Raw genomic sequence first — 12,529 nt, forward strand, 5'->3', positions numbered from 1 at the left:
GTCAATCAAAATGCCTACAAATCTTTAAATTTTTTTAATAGGGCAATCAGCTCTTCTTGTTCGTTTTCAGAAAGCAAAGAGAAGACCGCTTCCACTTTTTCAATATGAGCTGGCAGAGCACGTTCAATAACACGGCGGCCCAGACTGGTCAGATCAACCAAATAGGCCCGCCTGTCCTCAGGATTAAGTCGGCGGCTGACCCAGCCTTTTTTTTCCATATTTTTGATAACCACAGTCATATTCCCTGATGTTGCCAGCATCTTGTCAATCAGTTCACCGATTGTCATCTCTCCCTTAGCATAAAGGACATCAAGAGCAGCAAACTGAGTTGCAGTCAGGTTATCTTCTTTGTAAGATTCCGAAACTTTAGCGTCTATCGTTCGAAAAGCTTTACGCATAACAACCATTAATTTGACAGCTGAATTTTTAAATTCTGTCATTGCTCCCTCCTCACAGTGACCCTCTTTTTTATCCTAACACTAATTAACTGTTTTCTCAACCGGCACTGCCAGCTTTTAAGTCAAAACAAAACTCCGGACAGCTGGAACTATCCGGAGATACCACTGCTGAAAATAGGAGTTTATCCATTGACTGATTAAAGAGCTCAGGCTGTTTCGTTTAGTCTTAAAAGAAATCGTCAAACAGACTGAGCTGATTGTCTTCCGGCAGGTTGCCTAAAATTCCCATTTCGTCCATTTTTTCAACAAGAGTTGCCGGCAGACCGCCGCGCTTGCGCAGCTCCATCTTCGATAAGAACTCACCTTCTTTGCGGGCAGCTACAATCTGTCTGGCAACATTTTCACCCAAACCATCCAAGGCTACAAAAGGCGGTATCAATGTATCGCCATCAATCAGAAAATCCACCGCATCGCTCCGGTATAAATCCAGCTGACCGAATTTATAGCCACGCTCCAGCATCTCATTGACAAGCTCTAGGCTGGTGAACAAATCGATTTCCACATTAGAAGCTTCATTGTTTTTGCGCTTCGTACTGATATTCGCCATCCGTGCTTTAACCGCTTGAAGACCAGCACTCATGGTTTTTAATTCAAAGGCCTTAGCACGGATAGAGAAATAGGCACAGTAATAATAAAGCGGATAGTGCACCTTAAAGTAAGCCACACGAAGTGCCATCAAAACATAAGCTGCTGCATGGGCTTTAGGAAACATGTACTTAATTTTTCCGCAGGATTCAATATACCAATCAGGAACATTATTCTCCCGCATAGCCTGAATGTAGCCGCTGCGTTCTTCTTCAGATATCTTAAGCCAAGCTCCTTTACGGACCCGCTCCATAATGGTAAAGGCCATTTTGGGTTCAAGACCGGCATGCATAAGGTAAACCATGATATCATCACGGCAGCCGATAACAGTGGAAAGGGTGGCAATACCTTCTTTTATCAAATCTTGAGCATTGCCCAGCCACACATCGGTTCCGTGGGAGAGCCCCGAAAGCTGAAGGAGCTCGGCAAAAGTGGTTGGATGTGTCTCATCAACCATTCCCCGAACAAAGTTTGTACCGAATTCAGGGATACCCAGCATTCCTGTTGAGGCCCCGATTTGTTCGGGTGTAACCCCGAGCACCTCAGTTCCTGAGAACAGTTTCATGACGTCGGGATCGTCAACAGGAATTTCAGTCGGATCAATCCCTGACAAATCCTGCAGTTTGCGAATCATTGTGGGATCATCATGCCCCAGAACATCCAGCTTAAGAACATTTTCATCGATATCGTGGAAATTAAAGTGAGTTGTCCGCCACTCAGCTTTTGAATCATCAGCAGGATATTGAACCGGAGTAAAATCGTATACATCCATATAACTTGGAATAACAACAATTCCACCCGGGTGCTGGCCGGTTGTCCGTTTTACTCCGGCTGAACCGCTGGCCAGACGGTCAACCTCTGCATCGCGGTAGTATTTGCCATAGTCTCTCTCATAACCTTTAACAAAGCCGTAAGCCGTTTTTTCAGCCACCGTTCCTACAGTGCCGGCACGAAAGGCATATTCTTCACCAAAGATATCACTGACATCGTGATGGGCCCGCGGCTGATCATCTCCGGAAAAGTTCAAATCAATATCCGGAACCTTGTCGCCATCAAAGCCCAAGAAAGTTTCAAAAGGAATATCCTGGCCGTCTTTTTTGTAAGGTGTTCCGCATTCCGGACAGTTTTTATCCGGCAGATCATAACCGGAACCGACTGTTCCGTCTGTAATAAACTCTGAATGCTGACAATGAGGACAGACATAGTGGGGCGGCATCGGATTAACCTCTGTAATCCCAATCATCGTGGCCACAAAACTGGAACCGACCGAACCGCGCGATCCGACCAGATAACCGCGTTCATTGGAGCGATTAACCAGCATTTGAGATGCCAGATAAATCACCGCAAAACCATTCCCCAGTATTGACGTCAGCTCTTTTTCGATTCGCAGGTCAATGATATCAGGCAGCGGATTTCCATAAACAGCAAAGGCTTTTTGGTAGGTCATCTCAGCAACCCGTTCCTCTGCATTTTCAATAAAAGGGGTGTAAAGGTCTGATTTGACAACCTCAACCTCTTCAATACGGTCGGCAAAAGCATTGGTATTTGTCACGACAAGTTCATAGGCCAGCTCTTCACCCAAAAAGGCAAAGTCATCCAGCATTTCATTGGTTGTTCGGAAATGGGCTTTAGCAAGCGGAGCCGGCTGAGCAGACTCCCCGCGGCCGATCGGTCTGTTGATCGCCGCCCCCTGTCCCAGACTGCGAACAATTATTTCACGGTAAATCTCCTCCTCAGGTTCAATATAATGGACATTTCCGGTAGCCATAACAGGCTTATTCAGCCTGCGGCCAACCTCAATCAAATCTTTGATAACCTGTTGGATACCTTCTTTATCCTTAATCAGTTCATTGGCAAGAAGGGGTTCATAAATGGCTGGCGGCATGACTTCGATAAAGTCATAATATTTAGCTGCTTCCACTGCTGCGTCCACACCGCTGGTCAGGACAGCATCAAAAACTTCTCCTTCTGCGCAAGCCGTCCCCAGAAGCAGACCTTCGCGGTGCTGATCTAAAACAGTTCTGGGAATTCGGGCGACACCAGCAAAATAATCCACATTTGCCAGACTGACCAGCTTAAACATGTTTTTCAGCCCGATCTGATTTTGCACATAAACCGTCGCATGCTTAACCCGCGCTTTTTTAAAGGAATCTTTGGCAACCAGTTTCGTATTGAGCTCTGCCAAATCGGTTAAACCGTGCTTTTCTCTGGCTTCCTGCAGGAAAATAAAGAGCAGACGCCCTGTCGCTTCAGCATCATAGTTAGCCATGTGATGGTGTTCAAGAGAAACCTGAAAGCGTTTTGTCAATGGACCTAAACCGTGACGCTTGTATTCCGGGTAAAGATTTCTGGCAAATTCCAGCGTATCGATAACCGGCTGACTGATGACAGGCAAACCGTGACGCTCATAATTAGCATCCATAAAGCCAACATCAAAACTGGCATTATGTGCTACCAGAACCGTCCCTTGGCAAAAAGCCTGAAACTCCTGCAGAACCTGCAGCAAAGGCTTAGCCCCTTTGACATGATTATCGGTAATACCCGTTAACTCAGTAGTAAAGGCTGAGAGCGGATGGCCCGGATCAATAAACTCGTCGAACTGCTCCACAATATTTCCCTTAAACATTTTTGAAGCAGCAATTTGAATTAAGTCATTGTTTACAGCAGAAAGTCCGGTTGTTTCAACGTCAAAAACAACATAGGTCGCCTCGTGCAGATCCATAGTCACCGGATGATAAACAATCGGCACCTTATCCTCGACAATATTAGCCTCTAAACCAAAGATAGCCTTGATGCCGGCCTGTTTGGCCCGATGATAGCCGTGGGGAAAACTCTGTACATTACCATGGTCGGTAATAGCCACGGCTCTGTGCCCCCATTTGGCAGCCGTATCAATCAAGCGCTCAACAGTCGGCAGGGCATCCATTGTCGACATGTTAGTATGAGCATGAAGTTCAACACGCTTTTGCCCCTCCGGCATTAAATCTTTACGCTCCTGATGGACAATGGTTTTTACATCTTGAACATTCATTGTTAGGGTGCGGGTAAAAGGGTTATTCTCAATATTGCCCCGAACACGCAGCCAGGCCCCTTTAGCAATCATGTCGTATTTTTTCAGTTCGTCATCATTTTTGACCCATTTTTGCATAGCAAAACTGGATGTATAGTCTGTCATCTTAAAATTGATAATGTGCCGGCCTGTCCGGGTTGTCTTGCGTTCGGATTCAAAAACCATCCCTTCAAACACAATGCGGTTCTCTTCTGTTTCAACATCGGCCATAGGCGTAATTTCAGCTTTATCTAAGCTGGACTGACGTTTTTGACTGCGGCTGGCAAAATCAAAAGCTGTCTTTTCCGCTTCCTGCGGCGGAGGAACAGCTGCCTCCAGCGCCTTCTGAGCTTCTAAGCTATCCTGCACTGCTTTTTCAAGCAAAGCTTCGCGGCTGGCCTCAAAAGATGTCTGGAGTTCTTGGGTTATCGCTTCGTCTGCTGCTATTTGAAAGTGAACTTTGCCAAAGCCAAAAAGGGCAAATTGCTTTTCTAGCTTTGGCAGATGGTTCTTGATAAAATGATCGTTGCTGGCATACTGGGGGGCACTAATTAAAATGCTTTCTCCATCATAAGAAACAGGAAGAGAGGAAAAAACCGACTTAAATCCAGCACTGCTGCACAGCGGCAGTTCAAAGGCATAACGGTAGTATTCCTGAAGCAAATCGGGTGAAAAATCTTTTTTGGGAGCCTCAATACTGAAAGATGTTTTAATATCAGCCTTTGCAAAAGCAGATGACAGTCGGTAGGCCAGCTCACGGTAATCGTCCAGCGGCAAAATATGCGGGAAAGAAAAGTGAAATTCCCAAAGACGCGAGACCGAATGCAGCTTAACCTCAATAATATCAGCAGCTAAAAAAGCACTTGAAGTTTTGATTTCAAGCGGCATTTCAATTTGATCCATTAATTTCTTAAATAAATCTGACATAGCTTTCTCCTGAATCTCTCAATTCTTATTTTATCATAAGTCCTCTTAATTTTCGAGCTCAAACTCAAGTCCATGTCTGTCATTCAGCAAAAAAACAAAAATTTCTGCAGAGCGGTTCTCATCCGTTCTCCCAGCAGGCTCACGCCTCTACTTTAGCATCCGACCGCCCCTTCTAGGAGGACTAGAAGGGGGCGCGGACGAAATCATAGCTTTCTGGCTCACTGTTTTTTGCTTTTGCAGCTTGTGTGAAAGGTAGCCATAAGCAGCCTTTGGCTATTTACTGACATAAAAAAGGCTGGGACAAAAGTCCTGCCTCGTTTCATTTTTTAGATATATGCGCTTGATGCAGTGGCTGATTAGGAGCTGGGGCAGTAAAACTGAAGGCGTCATTTTATGATGGTTTACCGATTTTTGCCCCGCTCTCTAACTTTAATATATCGGCTAAAAGGCAGAGAGCGGGCCTTAACTCTACTCAGAACTCCCTTTTCCTAAAATTTCAAGCGTTTCACTTAGATTTTCGGCATTAACCTCAATGGTGTCGCCTGTTGCTTTTATCTTTACTTCAACAATCCCTTCAGCTGCTTTTTTGCCGACAGTTACACGGATTGGCAGACCGATTAAATCACTGTCAGAAAACTTGGAACCAGCACGCTCATTGCGGTCATCGGTCAGCACTTGATAGCCTTCTTCCTGTAAGTCACGTTCGATCTTAGTCGTCAAGCTATTAGCTTGCTCATCTTTGACATTAACGGTGATTAGATGAATATCATAAGGCGCCAGTTCGCTAGGGAAATTAATCCCCCACGAATAGCGGTAATCACCTTTTGGTGTTTTATTGACAAACAAGCGGGCATGCTGTTCAATTACAGCTGACAGTATACGGCTGACACCGATTCCGTAGCTTCCCATTACAATAGGAACAGCGCGGCCGTTTTCATCAAGAACCGTTGCCCCCATGCTTTCAGAATAGCGTGTCCCCAGTTTAAAGATATGACCGATTTCAATTCCTCGGGCAAATTTAAGAGTCCCTTTACCGTCCGGAGACATCTCACCTTCTCTTACTTCACGGATATCGGCATAGTCTGCCTTAAAGTCGCGCCCAGGATTGACCCCTGTCAAGTGGAAACCATCAGTATTTGCACCTGTAACTGCATTGGCAATAGCTTCAACTCTGCGGTCTGCAAGCAGACGAACGGTATCTGGCAGACCAACCGGCCCAAGAGAACCAAAACCAGCTCCCATAATCTCTCTGGCCGCTTCTTCACTGGCAGGTTCAAGAAAATCAACTCCCAAATAGTTCTTGAGTTTAATGGTGTTCACTTGGTCATTGCCAACAAGAAGGACAGCAAGCGGCTCATGGTCTGCCATGAACAGAAGGGTCTTAATCGTTTGTTCCACAGGTACATCTAAAAAGACTGATACCTCATCAATGGTTTTACAGTCCGGAGTGGCAACACGCTCAACTTCCTCCTGTACAGCCACCTTTGTTACTGTCTTGAACTCGCTGCTTGCCATCTCCAAATTGGCTGCATAACCGGACCCATCAGAATAAACAACTGTGTCTTCACCAGCTGTCATCCAGGACAGCAGTTCCTCACGGATAGCCTGCACAGTATCTTCCGGAATTTCTTCGAGAGAAGCAATAGATTTATCCAAAACCAGCCAATGATCCAGAGCTGTCCGATCTGGTGTGATAGCCATGAATTCCTGACTGTCTTTGCCGCCCATAGCACCGCCGTCACCGATAATCCCTTTGAAATCAAGACCTGCCCGCTTAAAAATAGCCTCATAAGCTTTGCGGTAGTCTTCATAAGTCACATCCAAACTGGCATAGTCAGCATGAAAACTGTAACCGTCTTTCATAATAAACTCACGGGTTCTTAATAAGCCATTGCGCGGCCGTTTTTCATCCCGGTATTTGGGCTGAATCTGATACAGATTTAAAGGCAGCTGCTTGTAGGATTTAACAGCATCTCTGACCAGTACTGTCAGTGTTTCTTCATGGGTTGGCCCCAGGATAAAATCGGACTGGTCTCTGTTTTTTAATTTGTACAAATCATCCCCGTAAGTTTCATAACGCCCTGATTCACGCCAAAGATCTGCTGTCAAAAGAGCCGGAGCCAGCATTTCAACTGCATCAATCTTTGCGAACTCTTCATGCATAATCGTTTTCAGCTTTTCAATCACACGATTAGCCAAGGGCAGGTAAGCATAAATCCCAGCTGAAATCTGGCGGACATAACCCGCACGCAGCATAAGCGCATGACTGATAACCTGAGCATCACTTGGCATTTCACGAAGCGTTGGAATAAGCATTTTGGATTGTTTCATAAGTTAAGATTTGAGATATCAAGACAATAAAAACGATAAAACAGCGGTGTTTACGCCTGCACAATTTTCTGTTTTAACCTTTCTCCCGTCTTGATTCACTTCCTTTCAAATAAGATATGGTAACTATTGGTTCTGAATTTTAACAAGGTATTAGAAAAACAGGGCCGGCGCAGCTGGATAAGGAAATGTTTAAGAAAACCCATTATCCTCTGGGCGGGCAGGACCTGTTTTATTCTGATGCTGAAGCCATAAAAATCGGCATTCAGACAGCAAAAGCAGCACTTCCCCGCAGTAGGAGCAAGGAGCTGTTCTTGGGTAAAATGATAACTGAAATAGAAATTAAAAGAAAGCCCGAATAATATCATTCCATGTTACTGCAATCATTAGGACAATCATTAAAGCAACCCCAGCTAAGGTAATATAATTTTCTGTTTCCTGTCTGAGAGGTTTGCGGCGAAAAATTTCAACAAGGTTAAAGGCGATTTTTCCGCCATCCAGTGCCGGAATCGGGATTAAATTGAAGATTCCTAAATTGATAGAAAGCAAAGCCATCAGCGATAATACAGACTCCAAACCGTTTTGAGCAGCCTGACTGGACAACTGATACATAGCAACAGGACCGCCCAATTGATCCAGACTAAAATCAGCCAATAAATTTTTTAACGCTGTCACAATGAGAGTGGCTCCATCCCAAGCCATGCTAAAACCGCCTGCAATCTTATCTGTGAAGCTGGTCTTCAAGGCTTGAGATACGCCGATGTAGTAAGAGCCACTTTGTTCTTGCGGCTGGATATCCAGAGTCTTAGCCTGCCCGTCTTCTTCAACGGTAACCGCAATTGTCCCTCCCGGCTCTAAATGCTCAGTTGCCCTGCCGACAGCCTCTGTCAACTCAGACCAATTCTCAATATCACGGCCGTCAATCTGCAGGACACGGTCCCCGTCTTTTACACCAGCCTGGGCCATTGCCCCGTTTTCGATTACACGGACCTGATTAGTATCGGGATTAGCAGCGCCGCCTTGTACAAAGACTAAAATGATAAAGACAAAAATACCTAAAATAAAATTATTGAGGGGACCGGCAAAGTTTGTCATGAGACGGCCCCAAACAGATGCATTTTGATATTGGACATCAAGCGGTGCAACCCGCAGCTCTGTGCCGTCTTCCTCAATAATGGTCGCATCGCGGGCAACAGAGTAAGTTTGTTCCTCATCTAAAACCCGGCCCGTGATTTCCAGTTTATCTTCCAAATCATAAGTCAGGACAGTCAAAGGCAGGGCTGTCTGATCCAGATATTTCTGAGACAGATTAATTCGGCTGACTAAGCCCTCTGAATTAAAAGTCAGGCTGACTGTCGAACCGGTTTTTATTTCTGTTTCATCGTCTCCCCAGCCGGCCATCCGCACATAGCCTCCCAAAGGCAAAATACGGACAGTATAAGCAGTCCCTTGTTTATCAATATGCGAAAAAATCTTTGGCCCCATACCAATAGAAAATTCCCTGACTAAAATACCGGATCTTCTGGCAAAATAGAAGTGCCCAAATTCGTGGACAACAACTAAAATGCCAAAGATAATAATAAATGTTAAAATGCCTAGCATAGATTTCCTTTCAAAAGTCTTTTAAGCAGAAGCTGTCGCAGTCAAACAAAACATCTCTGTTTTTAAATACTCCCAGCAGAAAATCTGACCTTTATTTTTCTCACAGACAAAAGGATGAAACGCTGATTTTTTAAAAGCTGAACACTTTTTTAACAGGCAGCTCTCAAGCCAATACTGAAAAAAGACTGGCTTAAAACAAGCCAAAAAGATGCATAATCGGAAAGACAAAAATCATACTGTCAAAACGATCTAAAATCCCGCCGTGGCCGGGAATTAATTTACCGGAGTCCTTAACACCAAAATGGCGTTTGATGGCACTTTCAACCAGATCTCCAAATTGGCCGCAAATACTAAAAATAACAACAAACAGCAGCATTGCAAAGAAACTGCGAGGCTCATAGACATTGCTTCGCAGCAGCATAAAGATCAAAGCGACAAGCAAAGCTGACAGAATGCCGCCCAGACTTCCTTCTACTGTCTTGTTGGGAGAAACTTTGGCCAGAAGCTTTCTTCTGCCAAACCGCCGCCCAATCAAATAGGCCCCGATATCTGTCGCCCAAACAATAAAAAGCGCCAAAAGAACCTTGTCTATTCCGGAAATACGCGCACTGACCAGATTTTGAAAACCGATACCAACATATAAACTGGCAGCAATCGGATAGGCCGCATCCTCAAAAGAGTAGGAATCACTGTTGAAGACAGTCCCTGCCAGCAGCAAGAAAACAAGCAGACCAAAGGTCGAAAAACTGGCGTCAATCGGCAGAAAAGTTAAATAATTATCCAATGGAACTGTCAGGACAAAGGCTCCCAGCATAGCTAAGACACCTTCTATTGAAAAAACTTCAAGCCTCTTCATTCTTAGCATTTCAGCCGCTCCCAGCATGGCCAGCAAGCCGACAAAAAACTGAAATGGCAGCCCCCCCCATATCAGAAAGGGAATGAAAATAAGCAGGGCAGCCGCTCCCCAGATAACACGTTCTCTCATGATTTCCTTCTTTCTAGACACCGCCGAAACGCCGCTGGCGCCGATTGTATTCACTAACTGCTTTTAGAAGTCCTTCTTTTTTAAAATCCGGCCACAAAGTCGGTGTAAAATAAAATTCACTGTAGGACGCCTGCCAGGACAGAAAATTACTGAGCCTTTGTTCCCCGCTGGTACGGATAATTAAGTCGGGATCCCGGTACAAATAAGGGAGGCTGCTGGTCATTAGATAGCTGGAAAATAAATCTTCAGTGATATCACCTGGATTGAGCTTAGCATCTAAGACTTCCTGTGCAATCAATTTGGCTGCATTGGTAATATCTGCACGGCCGCCGTAATTCAGAGCAAAGTTGAGAATCAAGCCTGAATTATGCTTGGTTTTAACCCGGGCACGTTCCATAGCATCACGAGTCGCCTCTGGCAGGCGGCTCGTTTCCCCGATAACCTGAATACGAACATTATTGGCATGAAGCTGGGGCACATACTGATCAAAAAATTCCACAGGCAAATTCATAATGAAGTTCACTTCTTCCTGAGGACGGGACCAATTCTCAGTGGAAAAAGCATAGACCGTCAGCACCTTGACACCAAGATCTGATGCTGCTATTGCAACCTCCTGCAGCGTTTCCATCCCGGCCTTATGCCCAAAAACACGCGGCTGCAGCCGCTTTTTAGCCCAACGTCCGTTCCCATCCATAATAATAGCGATATGGTTGGGAATCTTCTCTAAGTTATGTTCTTCTTTTCTTCTAAAATTAAACATTATCCACCCTAAAAAAGTTACTGCTCCTATTATTTTACCATACTTTAAACTTTTTTTACCACTTAATGTATTATTCTCATCAACAGCAGCAGAATTCTTAAGCCCAAAAGCTCCTAACAAAAGCAGAAACAGCAAAGAGCAGCTTTAACTCTCATTCTTCGGCAGACTGGGACAACTCCCCGCATTTCACCGAAAAATAAGCATAAAAAATTGCCAAACCTCTGTTATTGTCGGCAATCTTATATATAGGTAAAAACGCTGTAAACCGCTGCTTGCTCAGCCTGACACTATTGATCGATAGCAGAATCCATCGTTTCCTGAGTGTCTGCAGCATCATCAGCAGATACTTCAGCAGCTTCTGCCGTTTCTTCAGTCACAGCAGATGCTTTAGTAATAACTGTTTTAAGAGCTGATAATTCAAAAGTCAGATAAACACCATCAACATCAAGAACCATTTGCTTTTTATCAGTATCAATTTCATCAATAATACCGTATAAACCGCCGATGGTTACGATTTCATCACCCTTTTGAACCGCATTTAACTGATTTTGACGCTCCTGCGCCTGCCTCCTCTGAGTACGCTGCATAAACCACATCATTCCCAGCAAAAGCACAAGCAGAATAATAGTTGAATAACCCATATTTCCCTCCTTTAAACAAGATACAAAGCCCGTCTAAAAATCCGTATGAAAATAGGGGATGGCAAGTGATGCTGGCATCACGATGACAGCCATCTTTTTCACTAGGATTTTAGGGCGTGTTCAGTTCCAACAAGATACAAAGGCCGTTTAAAGAGCAAAGCAAAAATAGGAAAATTGACGAAGAGTCGCTGAGACTCTAGGAGATTTTATCTTTTTTGCACAGCTCTTAGGCCGTGTTCAATTAACAAGATACAAAGCCCGTTAAAAGAGCAAAGCAAAAATAGAAGCCAGACCGATAGGACGACAAAGCCTTCAGACGGCTACAGCTGGCGGTAAGTCCGAAATCTTTGATTTCGCAGACGCACCCCTGCCAAGACGACTAAGGAGTGGGACAGAACCCTAGACCACAAAGTTCCTTGCCCCACCCTCGCAAAGCCTAGTAGGCATTTAAAGCTTTGAAAAGCGAATAAAGTGCCACTAGACGACTAGCGTCTTGCACACAAGACTATAACAAACACTAAGGCCTATTTTTAAATCGTCCTTCAGACAGCTACGACTGACAGTAAGCAGTAACACAGAAGCTCAGTTTAAAAGATTTTCCCTCACTCTTTCATTTCCAAGTTTGGACCGCTATGTGATGTTTTTGACACCAGATTTTACTATACCAGATTTGAGGTCAGCAGGCAAGTCAAAGTCATCAGGAATGCAGCATTTGAAAATGAGAGTTCAGCAGCCTTTTAGGCATCTGGCGCCCACATCTGCATAACTGCCATTTTAAGCAATAAAATCAATGATGGCTTCTACTGATAAAGAAGAGTCACAAACCACTCTGACCTGTCCGTTTTCAGCCACTAAAAGACCCGGTACTGTCGGAATATGATATTGCTGGCGAAAATCTTGAATGGCTTGACTATCTGACACCGCTTCACTGTTTAAAAAATAGACAGACGCTTGAGATGTCTGAGCCGCTTGAGCCAGTTTAGGAGCAAAGCGCCGGCAAAAAGGACAGGTTTCCCGGCCGACAAACAAAATAAATTTGTCGTTTGACACGATATGCTCCTGCGCCTCGGCAGCAGAAATTTCTGTAAATGTTTTGATGGATTCAGCAAATGTTGACATACATAAACCTCGCTTTCTTTTTATCTCGATTGAGAAACTGTTTTGAAAAACTGGCTTATAGCCCGTACCTGCCAG

Annotated in this window: 8 protein-coding genes; all 8 read right to left on the bottom strand. The window is 44.5% G+C overall.

Features of this window, described 5'->3' with window-relative positions; translation table 11 throughout:
- Window positions 1-14 precede the first annotated feature (14 nt).
- The 8 genes from A0O21_RS08050 to A0O21_RS08085 all read right to left on the bottom strand — a co-directional run bounded on the left by A0O21_RS08050 (window position 15) and on the right by A0O21_RS08085 (window position 12,454).
- Window positions 15-440 carry a MarR family winged helix-turn-helix transcriptional regulator gene (locus A0O21_RS08050; RefSeq protein ID WP_067064042.1) on the bottom strand — a complete coding sequence of 142 codons (426 nt, stop codon included), beginning with the start codon at window positions 438-440 and terminating at the stop codon, window positions 15-17.
- A 184-nt stretch (window positions 441-624) separates the two neighbouring features.
- Window positions 625-5,019, bottom strand: a complete 4,395-nt coding sequence (locus tag A0O21_RS08055; RefSeq protein ID WP_067064044.1) for a PolC-type DNA polymerase III — start codon at window positions 5,017-5,019, stop codon at window positions 625-627.
- 468 nt (window positions 5,020-5,487) lie between these two features.
- A complete protein-coding gene (locus tag A0O21_RS08060) occupies window positions 5,488-7,350 on the bottom strand; it encodes a proline--tRNA ligase (protein WP_099092224.1) in 1,863 nt (620 codons plus the stop codon).
- A gap of 339 nt (window positions 7,351-7,689) precedes the next feature.
- Window positions 7,690-8,949 (bottom strand): RIP metalloprotease RseP, encoded by a 1,260-nt coding sequence (gene rseP / locus A0O21_RS08065; RefSeq protein ID WP_067064050.1) that lies wholly within the window; start codon window positions 8,947-8,949, stop codon window positions 7,690-7,692.
- A gap of 190 nt (window positions 8,950-9,139) precedes the next feature.
- Entirely contained in the window at window positions 9,140-9,934 is a 795-nt protein-coding gene (locus tag A0O21_RS08070) for a phosphatidate cytidylyltransferase (protein WP_067064052.1), read from the bottom strand.
- Window positions 9,935-9,947: 13 nt separating this feature from the next.
- A complete protein-coding gene (locus A0O21_RS08075) occupies window positions 9,948-10,694 on the bottom strand; it encodes an isoprenyl transferase (protein ID WP_067065243.1) in 747 nt (248 codons plus the stop codon).
- Window positions 10,695-10,981: 287 nt separating this feature from the next.
- Window positions 10,982-11,335: a preprotein translocase subunit YajC gene (gene yajC, locus A0O21_RS08080; protein WP_067064054.1), complete on the bottom strand. Its 354-nt coding sequence runs from the start codon at window positions 11,333-11,335 to the stop codon at window positions 10,982-10,984.
- A 774-nt stretch (window positions 11,336-12,109) separates the two neighbouring features.
- A complete protein-coding gene (locus A0O21_RS08085; RefSeq protein WP_067064057.1) occupies window positions 12,110-12,454 on the bottom strand; it encodes a DUF6568 family protein in 345 nt (114 codons plus the stop codon).
- Window positions 12,455-12,529 lie beyond the last annotated feature (75 nt).

Source organism: Streptococcus pantholopis (assembly GCF_001642085.1).
GTDB lineage: Bacteria > Bacillota > Bacilli > Lactobacillales > Streptococcaceae > Streptococcus > Streptococcus pantholopis.